Annotated in this window: 19 protein-coding genes; 13 read left to right on the top strand and 6 right to left on the bottom strand. The window is 40.0% G+C overall.

What is annotated here, in order from left to right; genetic code table 11:
- Positions 1-22 precede the first annotated feature (22 nt).
- The 4 genes from M1G14_RS03020 (at position 23) to ilvD (ending at position 5,166) form a co-directional block, all read left to right on the top strand.
- Complete coding sequence (locus M1G14_RS03020) at positions 23-604, top strand: xanthine phosphoribosyltransferase (protein WP_049522975.1); 582 nt, start codon at positions 23-25, stop codon at positions 602-604.
- Positions 604-1,863 carry a nucleobase:cation symporter-2 family protein gene (locus tag M1G14_RS03025; RefSeq protein ID WP_247926256.1) on the top strand — a complete coding sequence of 420 codons (1,260 nt, stop codon included), beginning with the start codon at positions 604-606 and terminating at the stop codon, positions 1,861-1,863. The genes M1G14_RS03020 and M1G14_RS03025 overlap by 1 nt, the downstream gene beginning before the upstream one ends.
- 114 nt (positions 1,864-1,977) lie before the next feature.
- Positions 1,978-3,321: an MATE family efflux transporter gene (locus M1G14_RS03030; protein ID WP_247926257.1), complete on the top strand. Its 1,344-nt coding sequence runs from the start codon at positions 1,978-1,980 to the stop codon at positions 3,319-3,321.
- A gap of 126 nt (positions 3,322-3,447) precedes the next feature.
- Positions 3,448-5,166 (top strand): dihydroxy-acid dehydratase, encoded by a 1,719-nt coding sequence (gene ilvD, locus M1G14_RS03035; protein WP_049474932.1) that lies wholly within the window; start codon positions 3,448-3,450, stop codon positions 5,164-5,166.
- Positions 5,167-5,225: 59 nt separating this feature from the next.
- Here ilvD and M1G14_RS03040 read toward each other — a convergent pair whose 3' ends face one another.
- Entirely contained in the window at positions 5,226-5,408 is a 183-nt protein-coding gene (locus tag M1G14_RS03040) for a 4-oxalocrotonate tautomerase (protein WP_001117401.1), read from the bottom strand.
- Positions 5,409-5,522: 114 nt separating this feature from the next.
- On the opposite strand from M1G14_RS03040, the gene M1G14_RS03045 reads away from it, so the two are divergent.
- From M1G14_RS03045 to M1G14_RS03085, 9 genes are all read left to right on the top strand, one after another.
- Entirely contained in the window at positions 5,523-6,107 is a 585-nt protein-coding gene (locus M1G14_RS03045; RefSeq protein ID WP_049474933.1) for a thymidine kinase, read from the top strand.
- A 21-nt stretch (positions 6,108-6,128) separates the two neighbouring features.
- Positions 6,129-6,602, top strand: a complete 474-nt coding sequence (locus tag M1G14_RS03050) for a GNAT family N-acetyltransferase (protein WP_247926258.1) — start codon at positions 6,129-6,131, stop codon at positions 6,600-6,602.
- Between the two features lie 15 nt (positions 6,603-6,617).
- Complete coding sequence (gene prfA / locus M1G14_RS03055) at positions 6,618-7,697, top strand: peptide chain release factor 1 (protein ID WP_003007273.1); 1,080 nt, start codon at positions 6,618-6,620, stop codon at positions 7,695-7,697.
- Positions 7,697-8,533, top strand: a complete 837-nt coding sequence (prmC, locus tag M1G14_RS03060) for a peptide chain release factor N(5)-glutamine methyltransferase (RefSeq protein ID WP_049474935.1) — start codon at positions 7,697-7,699, stop codon at positions 8,531-8,533. Before prfA ends, prmC begins: the two co-directional genes overlap by 1 nt.
- Positions 8,520-9,131: an L-threonylcarbamoyladenylate synthase gene (locus M1G14_RS03065; protein WP_049474936.1), complete on the top strand. Its 612-nt coding sequence runs from the start codon at positions 8,520-8,522 to the stop codon at positions 9,129-9,131. Before prmC ends, M1G14_RS03065 begins: the two co-directional genes overlap by 14 nt.
- A 38-nt stretch (positions 9,132-9,169) precedes the next feature.
- Positions 9,170-10,426 carry a serine hydroxymethyltransferase gene (gene glyA, locus M1G14_RS03070; protein WP_247926259.1) on the top strand — a complete coding sequence of 419 codons (1,257 nt, stop codon included), beginning with the start codon at positions 9,170-9,172 and terminating at the stop codon, positions 10,424-10,426.
- Positions 10,427-10,434: 8 nt separating this feature from the next.
- Positions 10,435-11,409 (top strand): nucleoid-associated protein, encoded by a 975-nt coding sequence (locus tag M1G14_RS03075; protein WP_247926260.1) that lies wholly within the window; start codon positions 10,435-10,437, stop codon positions 11,407-11,409.
- A complete protein-coding gene (locus tag M1G14_RS03080; RefSeq protein ID WP_003007284.1) occupies positions 11,409-12,011 on the top strand; it encodes a lysozyme family protein in 603 nt (200 codons plus the stop codon). Before M1G14_RS03075 ends, M1G14_RS03080 begins: the two co-directional genes overlap by 1 nt.
- Before the next feature lie 239 nt (positions 12,012-12,250).
- Complete coding sequence (locus M1G14_RS03085) at positions 12,251-13,261, top strand: DUF1002 domain-containing protein (RefSeq protein WP_247926261.1); 1,011 nt, start codon at positions 12,251-12,253, stop codon at positions 13,259-13,261.
- Between the two features lie 269 nt (positions 13,262-13,530).
- Here the strand turns inward: M1G14_RS03085 and M1G14_RS03090 are convergent, their stop codons facing one another.
- The 5 genes from M1G14_RS03090 to M1G14_RS03110 form a co-directional block, all read right to left on the bottom strand.
- Positions 13,531-14,769, bottom strand: a complete 1,239-nt coding sequence (locus M1G14_RS03090; protein WP_247926262.1) for a tyrosine-type recombinase/integrase — start codon at positions 14,767-14,769, stop codon at positions 13,531-13,533.
- Complete coding sequence (locus M1G14_RS03095; RefSeq protein ID WP_049473220.1) at positions 14,769-14,963, bottom strand: DUF3173 domain-containing protein; 195 nt, start codon at positions 14,961-14,963, stop codon at positions 14,769-14,771. Before M1G14_RS03095 ends, M1G14_RS03090 begins: the two co-directional genes overlap by 1 nt.
- 259 nt (positions 14,964-15,222) lie before the next feature.
- Complete coding sequence (locus M1G14_RS03100; RefSeq protein WP_247926263.1) at positions 15,223-15,483, bottom strand: hypothetical protein; 261 nt, start codon at positions 15,481-15,483, stop codon at positions 15,223-15,225.
- Complete coding sequence (locus M1G14_RS03105) at positions 15,483-16,583, bottom strand: hypothetical protein (protein ID WP_247926264.1); 1,101 nt, start codon at positions 16,581-16,583, stop codon at positions 15,483-15,485. Before M1G14_RS03105 ends, M1G14_RS03100 begins: the two co-directional genes overlap by 1 nt.
- A gap of 330 nt (positions 16,584-16,913) precedes the next feature.
- Entirely contained in the window at positions 16,914-17,924 is a 1,011-nt protein-coding gene (locus M1G14_RS03110) for a site-specific integrase (protein WP_007521711.1), read from the bottom strand.
- Positions 17,925-18,056: the final 132 nt, after the last annotated feature.

Here is an 18,056-nt window from a genome sequence, read left to right on the forward strand (position 1 = left end):
TTTTAAAAAAGTAGGAGGAAGTATGAAATTACTTGAAGAGCGCATCTTAAAAGATGGCAATGTTTTGGGTGAGAATATCCTCAAGGTGGATTCCTTTTTGACCCACCAAGTGGATTTCAAATTGATGAAAGAAATTGGTCAGACCTTTGCGGACCGGTTCAAAGATGCTGGCGTGACGAAAGTCGTAACCATTGAAGCGTCTGGAATTGCGCCAGCCCTTTATGTAGCTGAAGCCTTGGATGTTCCCATGATCTTTGCTAAGAAGGCGAAAAACATCACGATGAATGAAGGCATTTTGACGGCTGAGGTTTATTCCTTTACCAAGCAAGTGACCAGCACCGTTTCGATTGCGGGTAAATTCTTGGATCCATCAGATAAGATTTTGATCATTGACGATTTCCTTGCAAATGGTCAAGCAGCCAAAGGATTGATTCAAATCATCGAACAAGCCGGGGCTCAAGTCGAAGCGATTGGGATCGTGATTGAAAAATCCTTCCAAGATGGACGGGGATTGTTAGAAGAGTTGGGATATCCAGTTGTATCCCTCGCACGTTTGGACCGTTTTGAAAATGGTCAGGTTGTATTTAAGGAGGCAGACATCTAATGCAAAAACAAGAAAGCCATTCACAGGCAGCCATTTTAGGCTTGCAACACCTTTTGGCCATGTATTCGGGATCTATTTTGGTACCGATCATGATCGCGGGAGCTTTGGGTTATAACGCTCATCAACTGACCTATCTCATCTCTACAGATATCTTCATGTGTGGGGTCGCAACTTTCCTTCAAGTGCAGCTCAATAAATACTTTGGGATCGGTCTTCCGGTAGTCCTGGGGGTTGCCTTCCAGTCTGTAGCACCTCTCAGCATGATCGGGGCTAGTCATGGAAGTGGGGCCATGTTTGGTGCCTTGATTGTCTCAGGGATTTATGTCATCCTTGTATCTGGTTTCTTCTCTAAGATTGCCAATCTCTTCCCATCTATTGTAACGGGATCTGTTATTACAACCATTGGTTTGACTTTGATTCCAGTAGCGATTGGAAATATGGGAAATAATGCGCCAAAACCAACCGTTCAAAGCTTGATTTTGGCTGTGGTGACCATTCTCATCATTTTAGTTGTTAATATCTATACGACTGGGTTTATTAAATCCATTTCAATTTTGATTGGTTTGATCGTAGGTACTGCTATTGCGGCTTCTATGGGCTTGGTGGATTTCACACCTGTATCGCAAGCACCAGTCGTTCACGTTCCAACACCATTCTTCTTTGGAGCACCTAAGTTTGAAATTACTTCAATCTTAATGATGTGTATCATCGCGACGGTTTCTATGGTGGAATCAACAGGTGTCTATCTTGCACTTTCAGATATTACCAAAGATCCGATTGATAGCACACGCCTCCGTAATGGTTATCGTGCTGAAGGGTTGGCCGTTCTTCTCGGTGGTATCTTCAATACCTTCCCTTACACTGGATTCTCACAAAACGTTGGTTTAGTGAAATTGTCTGGTATCAAGACTCGTCTTCCAATCTATTATGCGGCTGGTTTCCTTGTTCTACTCGGTCTCCTTCCAAAGTTTGGAGCTTTAGCACAAATCATCCCTAGCCCAGTTCTTGGTGGAGCGATGCTGGTCATGTTTGGCTTCGTATCTATTCAGGGGATGCAGATTCTTGCGCGTGTTGATTTTGAACACAATGAGCACAATTTCCTCATCGCAGCTGTATCGATTGCAGCAGGGGTTGGTTTGAACAACAGCACCCTCTTTAATGGCCTTCCAACAGGGTTCCAAATGTTTTTTGCAAACGGAATTGTCGTCGCAAGTGTCTTAGCGATCGTTCTCAATGCGATTTTGAACCGCAATAAATAATTATCTCAAATTTACCGGAGGTCTTTGGATCTTCGGTTTTTTTTGACTTTTAAGGAAACATATAGTAGAGTGGAGGTGGAGAAAATCTTATTTGATGAGAAGAGAGTTAGAATCATGTATTTAACCTATCACTTTAAAGAACGCTTGCGCTTGTTTTTGAGTCTGTTTTTGCCGATTTTGATCTACCAATTGGCCAATTATTCAGCCAGCTTTGTCGATACAGCCATGACCGGTCATTACCGGACCCTTGATTTGGCTGGGGTTTCTACAGCTACCAGTCTGTGGAATCCATTTTTTACTTTCCTGACCGGGATTATCTCTGCTCTGACACCGATTGTCGGGCATCACTTAGGCAAGGGAAATAAAGAACGGATTGCTGGCGATTTTTACCAATTCCTCTATATGTCATTTGGTATGGCCATTCTCTTAATAGGCTTTGTTTGGGGCATTGCACCCATGATTCTCAAGCAGATCGGTTTAGAAAATGTTGTTGCCCAAATAGCCATTCGCTATTTATATTTCCTTTCTCTAGGAATCTTACCTTTGTTGCTCTTTAGTATCGTGCGGACCTTCCTCGATACCTTGGGAATGACGCGTCTATCCATGTACTTGATGCTCTTGCTTTTGCCTCTCAATGCTTGTTTTAACTATATCCTGATCTATGGGTCATTTGGCTTTCCTGAGATGGGAGGAGCAGGGGCAGGTCTCGGAACCTCTCTGGCCTACTGGGTCTTGCTGGCTATTGCAGTTTTGATCTTGTGCAAGCACCCTAAGGTAGCACCTTTCCAATTGTGGAAGCCGCAACCTTATGATTTTAAAGGGATGAAAGAAGTATTGCGCCTTGGGCTTCCAATCGGTGGAATTGTTTTTGCAAAAGTCATCATCTTCTCGCTGGTTGGCCTGTTAATGGCAAAATTCCCATCACTCACCATCGCTAGTCACCAATCGGCCATGAATTTTTCTACCCTGATGTATGCTTTCCCAGTCAGTATCTCGAGCACCATGGCTATTATCGTATCTTACGAACTGGGAGCAGGAAGACCAGAAGTGGTCAAACAATATTGCCGTTTGGGACGGCTGACAGCCTTTGGTTTTGCGATTGTCACCCTCGTCTTTCTTTATACATTCCGCTTCCAACTTGCGGGACTATACGGCAAGGATCCAGTCTTTGTGCAGCAAACTGCTATTTTCATGACCTATAGTCTCTTTTTCCAAGTAGCTGACACCTTTGCAGCACCCCTTCAAGGGATTTTGCGTGGTTATAAGGATACAACCGTTCCATTCTTATTAGGAGTTTTTAGTTATTGGTGTATTTCTATTCCTTTAGGGATTTTCCTTGATCATGCGACCAACCTTGGTCCCTATGCCTATTGGATTGGCCTAATTTCTAGCCTTGTCGTGAGTGGTATTTGCTACCAACTTCGGCTCTGGCAGGTCGAAAAAAAGCAAACAAACTAAACTAAAGTCTGGGAGACCAGGCTTTTTATGTACCGTAAATAGTATAAATTTTCTGAAAGTTCTTGACAATTGATATCAAAGTGGTAAGATTAGGAGGTAGAAATGAAGAACTAGAAGGAGAACAAGATGAGAAGTGATATGATCAAAATGGGGATCGACCGAGCACCAGCGCGTGGTCTCCTCTATGCAACAGGGCAAGTAAAATCAGCAAAGGATATGCAAAAGCCCTTTATTGCGATTTGTAACTCCTATATTGATATCGTTCCAGGGCATGTTCATCTGCGTGAATTAGCGGATATTGCTAAGGAGGCTATTCGCGAGGCTGGTGGGATCCCTTTTGAATTTAACACCATCGGTGTCGATGATGGGATTGCGATGGGTCATATCGGGATGCGTTATAGTTTGCCATCACGCGAGTTGATCGCAGATGCTGCTGAAACAGTCATCAATGCCCACTGGTTTGATGGTGTTTTCTATATTCCCAACTGTGATAAGATTACACCAGGAATGATTTTAGCTGCCATGCGGACCAATGTGCCTGCCGTATTTTGTTCTGGTGGACCCATGAAGGGCGGCGTTGACATGACGGGGCATCAGGCGACGCTCTCAAGTTTGTTTGAAGCTGTAGGTACTTATCAAGCTGGTGATATGGGCATGGATGAGCTGGATTTCTTGGAAAAAAATGCCTGCCCAACTTGTGGCTCTTGCTCTGGTATGTTTACTGCCAATTCCATGAACTGTTTGATGGAGGTATTAGGTCTTGCTCTTCCTGGAAATGGTACCATCCTAGCTGTTTCAGATGAAAGACGGGAATTGGTTCGCCAAGCGGCCAAACAATTGGTAGAGAATATTAAAAAGGATATCCGTCCACGGGATATCGTGACCAAAGAAGCCATCAACGATGCTTTTGCGCTCGATATGGCCATGGGTGGTTCAACCAATACGGTGCTTCATACGCTGGCTATTGCGCGTGAAGCGGGGATTGACTATGATCTCAAAGATATCAACGAAATTGCCAAGAAGACACCTTATCTCTCTAAAATTGCACCTTCAAGTGTTTACACTATGCATGATGTGCATGAAGCTGGTGGTGTTCCAGCCATTATCAATCAGTTGATCAAAAAAGGAGCCATCAAGGGTGATCGTATCACAGTTACTGGTAAAACCTTGAAAGAAAACGTAGCTGGTGCTGAAATCAAAAATAAAGAAATTATCCATCCAATCGAACATCCGATTTCACCTGTAGGTGGTTTGTCGATCCTTTACGGAAATATCGCTCAAGATGGGGCTGTTATCAAGGTCGGTGGGGTCGATCCATCTGTGACTACTTTCCGTGGTAAAGCTATTTGTTGCGATTCACAAGATCAAGCCCTTGAGTTGATTGACAATGGAACAGTTAAGAAGGGACATGTCGTTGTCATTCGTTACGAAGGTCCTCAGGGTGGTCCTGGTATGCCAGAGATGCTAGCACCAACTTCTAAGATTGTCGGGCGCGGTCTTGGTAAGGATGTGGCACTGATTACGGATGGTCGTTTCTCAGGAGCTACTCGTGGAATTGCTATTGGTCATGTTTCTCCAGAAGCAGCAGAAGGTGGGAATATCGCCCTAATCGAAGATGGGGATGAAATCGTGATTGACCTTCCAAATCGTACTATTGATTTGCTTGTCGATGATGCAACTCTTGCAGAACGTCGCAAACATTTGAAACCTTTCAAATCAAAAATCTCCAGTGGTTGGTTGCGTCGCTATACAGCCTTTGCCAAATCAGCCAATGTCGGCGGAACTTTGATGAGTGACGAAGAATTCGAAGAACGGAAAGCAGAACGTCAAGCTCAAGAAAAATAAGGAAAAGCCTTTCCTGCTATGTGATATCACAAGCAAGAAAGGCTTTTTTAGTGGAACCATTATTTGGTGCGCATTTCACCTTGAGGGAAGTAGGTTCCTTCAGGCATATCGTTAATGATGACGTGAACAGCTGACTGAGGAGCGCCAGTATTGCGGACAACAGCTTCGGTTACTTCCTTGGCCAAGGCTTTCTTTTGTTCCAAGGTGCGTCCTTCAAATAGGTCAATTCGTACAAATGGCATATGGCCACCTCCTAAATTTTTTATAGGACTATTTTATCACATTTTGGGATACAAAGCTTAGCAAAATTATGGTAAAATGATAATGAAACACATTTTAGAGAGAACAAAAGGAAAATGGCACAATTATATTATAAATATGGGACCATGAACTCGGGGAAAACCATTGAGATTTTGAAGGTGGCCCATAATTATGAAGAGCAAGGCAAGAGCGTCGTCATCATGACCTCGGCAATCGATACACGAGATGGAGTAGGAGTGGTTTCTAGTCGGATCGGTATGAAACGAGAAGCCGTTGCAATTGAAGACGATACGGATATCTTTGGCTTTATTAAAAACCAAACAATCAAACCTTACTGTGTGTTAATCGATGAAGCTCAGTTTTTGAAACGCCACCATGTCTATGACTTGGCAAGAGTCGTGGATGAACTGGATGTGCCGGTTATGGCTTTTGGCCTCAAAAATGATTTCCGAAATGAACTCTTTGAAGGTTCCAAACACCTCCTCTTGTTAGCCGACAAGATCGAGGAGATCAAAACCATCTGCCAATACTGTTCCCGCAAGGCAACCATGGTCTTGCGTACCCAAGCAGGTAGACCTGTCTATGATGGAGAGCAGATCCAGATCGGTGGACACGAGACCTATATCTCCGTTTGCCGCAAGCATTATTTTAATCCAGACATTCCAACTGAAAGCGTCTAGAACGTTTTAGAGAGGATAATAATGTCTATTTGTTTAAAAGATATTACAATAGAGAATTATTTTGACGTTTTAAATCTAGAAGTTCATCCAAACCAAAGGAATTTTATTGCATCCAATTCCATTAGTTTAGCTGAAGCCTATGTATATGATAAAAATGGTGATTTTATAGCTCCCTTAGCAGTTTATGATAAGGAAGTATTAGTTGGTTTTGTTATGATTGCCTATGACCAGAAAATTGGGATCAGCAAGGGGAACTACTTGTTATTTCGTTTTATGATCGATAAACGATTTCAAGGTTTAGGCTATTTTAAACCGACTATGGATGCAGTCATTGACTTTGTTCGAACAGAGCCAGCTGGAAAAGCAACAAGTCTTTGGTTATCTTATGAACCGGAAAATAATCAAGCGAGATCTTGCTATCTCCATTATGGATTTAAAGAATCTGGCGAAGTCATAGAAGACGAAATTGTAGCAATCTATGATCTAACAACCTAGAATTAAGGAGCAAACATGAATATCTATGATCAACTACAAGCTGTAGAAGACCGATACGAAGAGTTAGGAGAATTGTTGAGTGACCCCGATGTGGTCTCTGATACCAAACGCTTTATGGAGCTTTCAAAAGAAGAGGCTTCCACTCGTGATACGGTGACAGCATACCGAGAGTACAAGCAAGTCCTTCAAAACATTGTCGACGCTGAGGAAATGATTAAGGAAGCAGGCGGAGATGCTGATTTGGAAGAAATGGCCAAGCAAGAGCTAAAAGATGCTAAGGCTGAAAAAGAAGAGTACGAAGAAAAACTGAAAATCTTACTTCTTCCAAAAGATCCAAACGATGACAAGAACATTATCTTGGAAATCCGTGGAGCAGCAGGAGGAGACGAAGCCCAATTGTTTGCTGGCGACCTCTTACAAATGTACCAAAAATACGCAGAAAGCCAAGGCTGGCGCTTTGAAGTCATGGAAGCCTCCTACAATGGCGTTGGTGGGATCAAAGAAGTCGTAGCCATGGTTTCTGGTCAATCAGTTTATTCAAAACTCAAGTATGAATCTGGTGCCCACCGGGTGCAACGGGTTCCTGTGACAGAAAGCCAAGGTCGTGTCCATACTTCGACTGCCACAGTTCTGGTCATGCCAGAAATCGAAGAAGTCGAGTACGACATTGATCCAAAAGACCTTCGGATTGACATCTACCACGCATCTGGTGCGGGTGGACAGAACGTCAACAAGGTCGCAACAGCCGTTCGTATCGTCCACTTGCCAACCAATATCAAGGTCGAGATGCAAGAAGAACGGACGCAACAGAAGAACCGCGAAAAAGCCATGAAGATCATCCGTGCGCGTGTGGCTGACCACTTTGCTCAGATTGCCCAAGACGAGCAAGACGCTGAGCGGAAGTCTACTATCGGGACTGGTGACCGTTCAGAGCGGATCCGGACTTACAACTTCCCTCAAAACCGTGTGACCGATCACCGGATTGGCTTGACCCTTCAAAAACTGGATACCATCTTATCTGGTAAATTAGATGAAGTGGTCGATGCTTTGGTCTTGTATGACCAAACACAAAAACTAGAAGAGTTGAACAAATAATGTTGTTGGGACCATTATTAGCCCAGTATGAAGAAGAACTAATAGCCGTTGGAGAGGAAGCAGAAAGCCTCTCCTTCGCGTATCGTGCTTTAAAAAACTGGACCTTTACAGACTTTGTCCTTGCCTTGCAAAAAGAAGTGGAAGTAGAGGATCAGGCCTTGCTTGATTCCATCTTTGAGCAGTTGAAACATCACGTCCCTGCCCAGTATATTATTGGCAGTGCAGAATTTTATGGCCATGTTTTTACAGTGGATGAGCGCGTCTTGATCCCACGACCAGAAACAGAGGAGTTGGTGGATCTCATACTGGAGGAAAACGATGGGGAAGCCTTACGAGTTCTAGATATCGGAACAGGAAGTGGGGCCATTGCCATTAGCCTAGCCCTTGCTAGACCTTCCTGGCAGATTCAAGCTAGCGATGTCTCAGAAGAGGTTTTAGCACTGGCTCAAGAAAATGCCAAGCAGTTAGAAGCTGTCCTTGAATTCAAGTCGTCAGATGTACTGGACGAACTAGAAGGTCCTTATGACCTGATTGTGTCCAACCCTCCCTATATCTCTCGGGATGATGTAGAAGAGGTTGGAGCCAATGTTTTAGCCTCTGAACCCCACTTAGCACTTTTTGCGGATCGTGATGGATATGCCATCTACGAAAAGATTGCCCAGCAAGCACCAAGTGTTTTAACACCAGATGGAAAGATTTACCTAGAAATTGGCTATAAGCAAGGAAGCAAGGTAAAAGAGCTTTTTCAAGAGGCATTTCCCGATAGACGCGTTCGGGTTATGAAAGACCAATTTGGACAAGATAGAATGGTAGTAGTAGACAATGGATCACATTGAGAAAGAATTAGAAGCAGGACGTGTGGTTATTCTGCCAACTGAAACAGTCTATGGTATTTTCGCTAAAGCTTTGGATAAAGAGGCAGTTGATTACATTTACGAATTAAAACGTAGACCTAGAGAAAAGGCTCTGAATTTAAATGTAGCTGGCGAAGAAGATATTCGACTTTATTCGAAAAATCAACCTGGCTATTTAACAAAACTGATTGATTCGTTTTTACCAGGGCCTCTCACTATTATTCTTCAGGCGAATGACAAGGTGCCAGACTGGATTCATTCAGGCTTGGATACAGTTGGTTTCCGTATTCCGGCTCACCCAAAAACGTTGGAATTAATTCGTAAATACGGTCCTTTAGTTGGTCCTTCGGCCAATCTTTCAGGTCATGCAAGTGGAACAAAGTATAAGGCTATTATAAGCGAATTTGATCAAGTGGTTCCTGGTGTCGAGGATGATGAATTTCTGACTGGACAAGATTCAACTATTTTGGATATCTCTGGTTCCAAAGCAAGGATTTTGCGACAAGGTTCAATTACCAAAGCTGATTTGCTTGCACATGTGCCCGAGCTTTCCTTTGAGGATGATGAACTTCCTCAGTGATAATGTACATAAATAATTTTTTATAAAGGAGTAGACCCATGATTTTTGATAAAGAAGATTACAAAGCTTATGATGCAGACCTATGGAATGCGATCGCTAAAGAGGAAGAGCGTCAACAAAACAATATTGAGTTGATTGCTTCTGAAAATGTTGTCTCTAAGGCAGTGATGGCTGCTCAAGGGTCTATTCTGACAAATAAATATGCTGAAGGCTACCCTGGCCGTCGTTACTATGGCGGGACAGATGTGGTCGATGTGGTCGAAAGTCTCGCGATCGAACGGGCCAAAGAAATCTTTGGGGCTAAATTTGCGAACGTTCAACCGCATTCAGGAAGTCAGGCAAACTGTGCTGCCTATATGGCCTTGATTGAGCCTGGTGATACCGTAATGGGGATGGATCTAGCTGCCGGTGGGCATTTGACGCACGGAGCTTCTGTGAGTTTCTCTGGTCAAACCTATAACTTTGTGTCTTATAGTGTAGATCCTGAAACAGAGCTCTTGGATTTTGATGCCATCTTAAAACAAGCCCAAGAAGTGAAGCCAAAACTCATCGTTGCTGGTGCCTCAGCCTACTCTCATATTATTGATTTCTCAAAATTCCGTGAGATTGCTGATGCAGTAGGAGCTAAGCTCATGGTTGATATGGCCCATATCGCTGGTCTCGTGGCAACAGGTCTTCATCCAAGTCCAGTTCCTTATGCCCATATCACGACTACGACCACTCACAAGACCCTTCGTGGACCTCGTGGAGGCCTAATCTTGACCAATGACGAGGAATTAGCTAAGAAAATTAACTCTGCTATTTTCCCTGGTATTCAAGGAGGACCGTTGGAGCATGTCATTGCAGCCAAAGCTGTCGCCTTCAAAGAAGCGCTGGATCCTGCCTTTAAAGAGTATGCAGCTAATGTGATTAAGAACAGTCAGGCCATGGCTGATGTCTTCTTGCAAGATCCTGATTTCCGTGTCATTTCAGGCGGAACAGAGAACCACCTTTTCCTTGTCGACGTCACTAAAGTCGTTGAAAATGGGAAAGTGGCGCAAAACTTGTTGGATGAAGTTAATATCACCCTCAACAAGAACTCTATTCCTTATGAAACCTTGTCTCCTTTTAAGACCAGTGGGATTCGGATTGGTGCAGCAGCCATCACCGCTCGTGGTTTTGGTGAAAAAGAAAGTCGCACCGTTGCTGAACTCATGATCAAAGCGCTGAAGAATGCGGATAATCAAGAAGTATTAGATGAAGTGCGTAGCCAAGTCAAAGCCTTGACAGACGCTTTTCCACTTTACGAGGACTAAACCATCTTATGGATATTTACGTAAAAAAAGCCATCATTCATCAATTTAGCCCTGACGATACCGATCTCTATCTAGCAGATAAATTTCTCAATATCACACCTAAAATTGAGGAATACTTGCGTAAGAAGATTGAACGGGTCTATTCCGATGAAGCCAGGACCGGTATTTTCGAAGAGGACAATCCTTTTCTTGAGATGATCTCAGATGACCTATTAGAAACCTCGGTTGCAGTAGCGAATCGTTGGAAGGAAGAATTTATCGTTTCTGAGAATCAAAAGACCAACGATTTGGTGTTCATTCAATTCTCAAAAGAAGGGGTAGACCATTTTGCCTTTCTTCGGATCGCCTTACGGGAAACCCTGACGCATCTTGGTGGTGAAGTGGACAATCCGATTAAGCTGACGCAAAATAATCTACCTGGTTTTGGGACTGGTGCTGATGAGGCCTTGGTCATCAATCTTCAAAGTCGCAAATACCACTTGATTGAAAAAAGGATCAAGTACAACGGGACGTTCTTGAACTATTTTTCGGAAAATCTGTTGCAGGCGCAACCCAAGATCTCTCCTAAAAAATCGATCAAGGCACTGGAAAAAACAGCCCAGAAGATTGCGGAAAGCTTTAACACAGACGATTTTCAATTTCAATCAAAGGTTAAATCAGCTATTTTTAACCATATTGAGGAAGAAAATAAACTCTCTCCTGAGAAATTAGCGGATGATCTCTTCAACGACAATCTGACAGCTCGCCTCAGTTTTATTGACCAAGTCAAAGAAGCTGTACCAGAGCCTGTCACCTTTGAAGAGATTGATGCAAGTCGCCAGTTGAAGAAGTTCGAAAATCAGAAATTGTCATTGTCAAATGGAATTGAACTAATCGTTCCGAATAATGTCTATGAAGATGCAGAATCTGTTGAATTTATTCTAAACGAGTACGGAACCTATTCTATTTTGATCAAAAATATTGAGGATATACAGAGTAAATAATGATTAAACGTATAGTGAAGATCTTCTTATTCATCTTACTAATATTTGGAATCTACAAGGGAATTCAGATCCATCATGACGTCAAACAAGTCATGCAGTACCGCTCCCTGGTTAGAGAAGTCCTTGCTGAGGAGGACACCACGGCCAATGAAAACCTCATTCTGGCTATGATCTATACGGAGACCAAAGGCCGTGAGGACGATGTCATGCAGGCGAGTGAGAGTGCAAGTGGTGAGACCAATACCATTAGTGATAATAAGGCTAGTATTCGCCAAGGAATTCAAACTCTTTCAGATGAGTTAAAAGAAGCCAAGAAAAAAGGCGTTGATAGCTGGACAGCGGTTCAAGCCTATAATTTTGGGAAAGACTACATCGATTACGTCGCAAAACACGGTGGAACAAATTCCCTCGAGTTGGCCCGCGCTTATTCACGAGATGTAGTGGCACCAAGTCTTGGCAATGTAACCGGTGAAACTTATCTTTACCTCCACCCTATCTCTCTTTTAAACGGGATGGAACTCTACATTAATGGGGGCAATATTTATTATTCCCGTTTGGTAGAAACCAATATGACGATTATGAAGTTATTTTCATGGTTTTAATCATTTTTCAAAGAGCCGATTGGCTCTTTTTTTAAGTCGATCAGTTCTGCCTCCGATTTTGAGGGATAATAAAAATGTCATGCATTCTTAAAAAAACTGTAAGCTAGTTTTAAGAAACCGACTGTATAATAAAAGTCTAAGTGGGTAATCTCTTTATTTACTTCTTTTTTCATCTCTAGTGAGGTGAGAAAAGTAATATGAGATGCCCAGAGTTGATTTGAATTAGAAAGAAGAAAAAGATGAAATTAAAGAAGATTGCATTGTTTGTAACGACGACTTTGGCTTTGTTTACAGCTGTCCCACGTGTTTCTGCAGATAGCAATGTGCAGAAAGTCATCGATGAAACCTATGTCAAACCAGACTATGTTTTGGGCTATTCGCTGGACCAAAGTCAAATCGAACAAACCTTGAGTCTCTTGAACTACGATAGTTCAAAAGATAAAGAAGAGTGGAAGACCATGACACCAGAGGTTTATTCTTCGATTATGAACGTTGCCAACGATGATAGTTTGGAACTTTATTCCTCTGTCAAAATTCAAAAATTAGGCAAAAATAAGCCACTAGAAGTCAATATCGTGACACCTCAAAATATCACCAAGGTCACTGCAGATATGTATCGTAATGCAGCCGTTACACTTGGATTGGAGCATGCTCAAATTACAGTAGCTTCCCCTATCCAAGTGACCGGAGAAAGTGCCTTGGCTGGGATCTATTACTCGCTTGAGAAAAATGGTGCCAAAGTTTCTCAAGAAAGCAAGGATCTAGCCCAAGAAGAGTTAAAGGCTCTATCCGGAATCAATGAAGAAAACGCTGGTAAGAAAAACTTCGATGCGGATAAGTTAAACGTAGCATTGACCGACATTAAAACAGCAGTAGCCAATGCCAAACAGAACAATCAGGATTTAAGCAAGGATGATATTCGAAAGATCGTCGAAGAAACCCTGAAAAATTATAAGCTGGATACAACTGTGACAGGTGATCAGATTAATTTGATCGTGAATTTCGCAGTCAACCTCTCAAAGAGTAGTGTTATCAGTAGCAAAAGCTTTACGAAGACCTTGTCTGACTTGAAAGATAGTATCGTAGACAAGGCAGGCGATACCTTTAATAATATCAATCTCAATTTTGATACAAATGCTATTCTAAAAGACAGTGGAAACTTCTTCACAAATGCGTGGAATGCCATTGCTGGCTTCTTCGGAGCCATCTGGAATGCCATTGTCAAATTCTTTAGTGGTTTAGTTGGCTAAAAATAGCACGAAAGCACTGCAGACAATAAGTCAGAGTGCTTTTTGTGTGTGATTTCCTATTTTTATACTTAATTAGATATTTTATGTTATGCTCGTGAATCAAGGTCCCCCGGACCTTAAACTCGCTTTTCTATTTCTTGGCTCGTGAAAAAAAGGTCCCCCGGACCTTTTTTTTATTCCCACTCAATGGTTGCAGTCGCCTCAAAAAGCTTTATAGAACAGGCTTTTTAAGGTGTTAATTGTTTTTGGTGGGGTTTTTGGTGGGAATGTTATTTTAAAATTGATTGGTTCCCGTTGAAATGTACTAAGCTAGAAGATGGGAAAGAAACATTAATAATTCCTACCATTTCATTAGTGATAACTTCATCAGCGCCATCCCATAGATGTGAGTAGTGTTTCAAGGTGATTTCAGGAGAAGAGTGTCCTAATCGTTTTGATAGAATAAGTACAGAAACATTTAATTCATTAATTAGCAGTGATGCATGGCTGTGTCGGAGACCCTTCGCTTGGATAGGCTTTACGTGAGCAATCTTGGCGTACCTTTTAATTATCCTTGAGATTGTAGATTTCAACATAGGTAAGCCATCGTATGAAAAGATAAAATCGTTCTCGTGTCCTAGTCCAATCTTTTTTTGAGCTTCACGCCATTTTTTTAACACATCAATAGTATCTTTATCTAAACTAATCATCCTTCTTCCGTCTTTAGTTTTCGAATAGGAATTACGTGTCCATTCTTTTTTGTTTTTAACAATAAGCATATGATGAACTCGTAGGCGTTGCTTATCAAAGTCAACATCATTCCATTGAAGGGCACAACCTTCATTTACACGTACGCCAGTCATGAAATATACCCAAATCATCACGAAGTTTAAATGTTCATATACATCTTCAATGTAAATTTTCGAAATAACAGCTTCAAATTCGCTCTTAGTCCAATATGGGACATTACTTTTTCCTTTAGGAATTGCATTAGATTGCTTAGAAATGTTTTTTTCCACATATCCCATTTGCAAAGCATAGTCCAATGATTTCCTAAACATGCCAAAGATGAGGCTAGCATATCCTTGTGAATATCCGGCACCATCCTCATCTTGACTAGTCAGTAACCACGTGCGAAACATCTGAACTTGTTCAAGGGTTATCGAACGAAGCATGGTGTCACCAAAACGATCACAAAGCTGTAAAAGATTTTTCTCTCGCACTGAAAATGTACTGTGCTCAACTGTTGTTCTATAGTATGGAATATAATGGTCTTCCATAAATTGCCGATATTTCATACGGTAGTTAGAATAACCTTGAGATTGATGATATTCATGTTTCAGGCGAGTTAATTCTTTATAAGCATCTGAGGCCGATTTAAATGGTTTTCCATGCTGATCTACCCTAGATTTCTTTCGTACACGTTTCCCAGTAACTCTATCTCGACCAAATTCGGTTTGAAGAAAATATTTTCCGTCTTTATCAGAATATACTCCAGGAAATTTTGTTTTCTGTTGATATTGTGGCATTATCCCTCCTCGTGAAGTGAAACACCCAGAATTTCTTCAACAGCACTGATTGGGACGTGCCCTAAACGTCTATTATTATAAAAGGCATACCCCTTTTGTACCATAATTTGCTTAGCTTGTCTAATGATTGAAACCGCAGTATAGGGATTGTAACCCATATTAATCAAATCCTCTTTATTCATTGTTTGTTTCATAATTAATAATCCTCTTGAATTTTCTAAATTTTATTGCGATAATAGAAAAAGGTAATAGATATTATTACTGTTATTTTTTGAGTTTGTTTCTGATACCGGCCAAAGTTTAGAAACAAGCTCTTTTTTGTTCTAAAAAATTCACACATATCTATTTCCTTTCTCAAATAATCAAACGAAAACTGTGTACATATAAATACATGTTTGTTGTTGTATCAAGGTTTACAGCCATAAATGTAAAAAAATTATTATTTAATTTGCTTTATTTTTTATTAATATCTAAATCTACATCAGGGAATTCTTTTAAAACATGGTTTCTAATTTTATTCTTTTGATTTCGAGTATTAGATCTTATAGTTTTATTTAAAATTTTATTTCTATTATCTAATGAATAATCTTTTAAAACATGCTTAAATGTATGAGTCGACTTAGCATCTTTATGACATCCTAAACCTTTTTCTTTAGCAACTTCTAGTGATTCATAAAATAGTTTAAATATATCTCGAACGTGCCAAGTAATCATTAATCCGGTCTCGTTTTTTTCAAAATATTTTTTTCACTATTTTGGAAGGAGTCTATTATTGTTCTTTTGGTTCTACCTTTATTTTTGAAAGGAGCAATATTCGACAATGCTATAATTTCTTCGTCTAACACCAAAGGAGACAAAAATCTAAGAGAATGATTATTTACTTGATTTAAAAGTTCTTTAATATAACTTTTAGGACCGTATTTGTTATAAACATCTTGAATCACTTTTTTAGTTTTTGCACTTGATTCTTCAATTAACTTTATGTACACATTTATTGTTGAATGAAGTTTTGTTTCCAAATATTCTATCAATTGTGCATCATTCAGTAAATCTAAAGAATTGGTTCCCAAAAATTTTTTAATTTTATTTTTCTTTAATACTAGTTCAAATCTTTGGACATTAATATTATCTAGTTTTGAACCATTTCTTCTGATTTGTCCTTTTCTTTTTGCTTTTTCAATTTTATCGTAAGTAACGGTTAATTCTTCATTACTAATCTTACAACTCAAAATTGGATAGTCATAGTTGTTCTTTTTACTTTTCTCATTTCCAAAATTTGGAGGGTATCCTGATGAAAGACATTTGTGTAGAAAACTTCTGAGCTGTAAGTTTGGAGTTTTATCAAAGGCAATTGTATAAGCAAGTTCCATTTCGAGAAAGAGGGCAGTCGAGTAAGTAATCAAAATACCGTAATTATTTTTAATAAAATCGATTGCGTTTGCTAATCTACTTTTAATCCCCTCAATACCAGCCGTTTCGATATTTAACCCCCCATGAATTAATTCAATGTAACAGTACGATGTTTTAAAATTTGATTCATCAAAAGAAATAGTGATTTTCCCGAAAAATTCTGATTTAATATCTAAACTAAGCAACTTTCCATCTATAGATGTCTTTAAGTTACAAGTACTATCATATTTTAAATTCTTTATTTCTTTACACTCTAAAGAAAAATCCTGTAGGGATAATTTACATTTATCTATTCCAGCAAAACAAGGCATTGATGAGAAAGCCTCTAGTATCTTTTTTTCATTCTCAATTTTTACTTCTAAACGTTTTTGTTCTTCTTCCTGTGTTAATTTTCTTCTAGCCATTCGATTAAATTCCTTTCACATAGTATTTTGATAAAGTATGTTGTTTGGGGTAAGATTAAAAATTTTTTCTTTTTATACCCCCTATTCTTTAGTATGCCAGGAACTTGTTCAAAAACCCTTTTTTTTTTCAAAAAAAATAATGAAAAAATGAAAAAAATTTTTTTAAAACAAAAGAACTTAATGTTTGATTGTTTGAAAAACGCGTAGTGATAATGGTTTGAAGAAAGAAGTAGGTTCTTATCTACTTTATTTTTCATTTAGATTAAGAATAAAGATGTGAAAAAAATGATTTTAGATTTGATACACTTAAAACATTACAAAGTAAGTTTATTAGTTTGCTTGTGCGATTAACTTATATGCATACGATTTTTGAAATTCTTCTGGTCGATTGTGTCCGAGAGCACGCGATACAATTAAGCTGGCCTTTCGATCCAGGACGACTCCCCTTAATTCTCCTCTTAGAAAAATTTTTTCTTTTTTATCTTTGATATCTTTGGGATCTCTCGCGACAAGAAGATAAAGACGTTTTGCGTATTCAGCACGATATTTATGAGGTTTTAAAGCAGATGGAACTTGAAACACACGCTTTTTACCAGCTAGCTTAAACTCCTCAACAAGCCTCTCTAATTCTTCTTTGTCTCGTGTGATAATCGGAACCCAACGATCTCTAGCTCCTTTTGTTTTATGCTTTTTACCAATGATTTTAAGATAATATCGGCCATCCTCACGTTGGTAGAGTGAGTCACCAGTAATTGCTTTTAGCTCATTTTTTCGTAGTCCAGTGGCAGATACGATTGAAAACCATCGATTATTCGTTTCTTCAGACATTCTATCGTCATTAGATTTTAAGCGATTATTTTTTTTGTTGGCTCGATATCGAATATCTGTTGCAATAAAAGCAGTAGAAGATATTCCTAAAACTTTCGCCAATGCTGCTTTATAGGTTGACTGAGTAGGAGCAGAAAGCCCTGATTTTTTACAATGTTCTAAATATTGATTTACCAAGTCAATCCATCCCTCTTTATCGTTAGATTTATCAAGAGCTTCTAACTCTTCGGCAGTAGCTGTTGTAGCAACAAAGGAAGCAAATCGGCTCCAGGAACCAGCGTAGTTATGAAGAGTTCGGTCGGTATGGATTAAATGAATGTCCTCTCCCGTTTTTTTGGATTCATTTCGCTTGATACCCTTTCCTTTTTTAAAGCGCGTGACTAGATTAGTTAGTCCTTTTGATTGGACGAATTGTTTACGGCCTTCGAAAGTAGTTAGAGAACCCATCTGTTGTTTCTTAGCTTTCTCTTTGGCTTTTCGTCGATCAGCACGACTACGTCTCTTCTTTGCCATAGTTCTTTCCTTTCTATTATAGATAATGTGCTTTTAAAGAAGGTCTTAAGAAAATTGAACTGCACCCCAAAAGTTAGACAGAAAAAAATCTAACTTTTGGGGTGTTTTTATTATGAAATTAACTTATGAAGA

This window comes from Streptococcus parasanguinis (assembly GCF_023109675.1).
Classification (GTDB): domain Bacteria; phylum Bacillota; class Bacilli; order Lactobacillales; family Streptococcaceae; genus Streptococcus; species Streptococcus parasanguinis_I.

Excerpts from the sequence above, each read along its gene's own strand:
- M1G14_RS03040 (WP_001117401.1), bottom strand. The coding sequence starts at position 5,408 with ATGCCATTTGTACGAATTGACCTATTTGAAGGACGCACCTTGGAACAA.
- M1G14_RS03045 (WP_049474933.1), top strand. The coding sequence starts at position 5,523 with ATGGCACAATTATATTATAAATATGGGACCATGAACTCGGGGAAAACC.
- prfA (WP_003007273.1), top strand. The coding sequence starts at position 6,618 with ATGAATATCTATGATCAACTACAAGCTGTAGAAGACCGATACGAAGAG.
- M1G14_RS03090 (WP_247926262.1), bottom strand. The coding sequence starts at position 14,769 with ATGCCACAATATCAACAGAAAACAAAATTTCCTGGAGTATATTCTGAT.
- M1G14_RS03075 (WP_247926260.1), top strand. The coding sequence starts at position 10,435 with ATGGATATTTACGTAAAAAAAGCCATCATTCATCAATTTAGCCCTGAC.
- M1G14_RS03080 (WP_003007284.1), top strand. The coding sequence starts at position 11,409 with ATGATTAAACGTATAGTGAAGATCTTCTTATTCATCTTACTAATATTT.
- M1G14_RS03030 (WP_247926257.1), top strand. The coding sequence starts at position 1,978 with ATGTATTTAACCTATCACTTTAAAGAACGCTTGCGCTTGTTTTTGAGT.
- M1G14_RS03095 (WP_049473220.1), bottom strand. The coding sequence starts at position 14,963 with ATGAAACAAACAATGAATAAAGAGGATTTGATTAATATGGGTTACAAT.
- M1G14_RS03020 (WP_049522975.1), top strand. The coding sequence starts at position 23 with ATGAAATTACTTGAAGAGCGCATCTTAAAAGATGGCAATGTTTTGGGT.
- ilvD (WP_049474932.1), top strand. The coding sequence starts at position 3,448 with ATGAGAAGTGATATGATCAAAATGGGGATCGACCGAGCACCAGCGCGT.
- prmC (WP_049474935.1), top strand. The coding sequence starts at position 7,697 with ATGTTGTTGGGACCATTATTAGCCCAGTATGAAGAAGAACTAATAGCC.
- M1G14_RS03105 (WP_247926264.1), bottom strand. The coding sequence starts at position 16,583 with ATGGCTAGAAGAAAATTAACACAGGAAGAAGAACAAAAACGTTTAGAA.
- glyA (WP_247926259.1), top strand. The coding sequence starts at position 9,170 with ATGATTTTTGATAAAGAAGATTACAAAGCTTATGATGCAGACCTATGG.
- M1G14_RS03110 (WP_007521711.1), bottom strand. The coding sequence starts at position 17,924 with ATGGCAAAGAAGAGACGTAGTCGTGCTGATCGACGAAAAGCCAAAGAG.
- M1G14_RS03050 (WP_247926258.1), top strand. The coding sequence starts at position 6,129 with ATGTCTATTTGTTTAAAAGATATTACAATAGAGAATTATTTTGACGTT.
- M1G14_RS03025 (WP_247926256.1), top strand. The coding sequence starts at position 604 with ATGCAAAAACAAGAAAGCCATTCACAGGCAGCCATTTTAGGCTTGCAA.
- M1G14_RS03100 (WP_247926263.1), bottom strand. The coding sequence starts at position 15,483 with ATGATTACTTGGCACGTTCGAGATATATTTAAACTATTTTATGAATCA.
- M1G14_RS03065 (WP_049474936.1), top strand. The coding sequence starts at position 8,520 with ATGGATCACATTGAGAAAGAATTAGAAGCAGGACGTGTGGTTATTCTG.
- M1G14_RS03085 (WP_247926261.1), top strand. The coding sequence starts at position 12,251 with ATGAAATTAAAGAAGATTGCATTGTTTGTAACGACGACTTTGGCTTTG.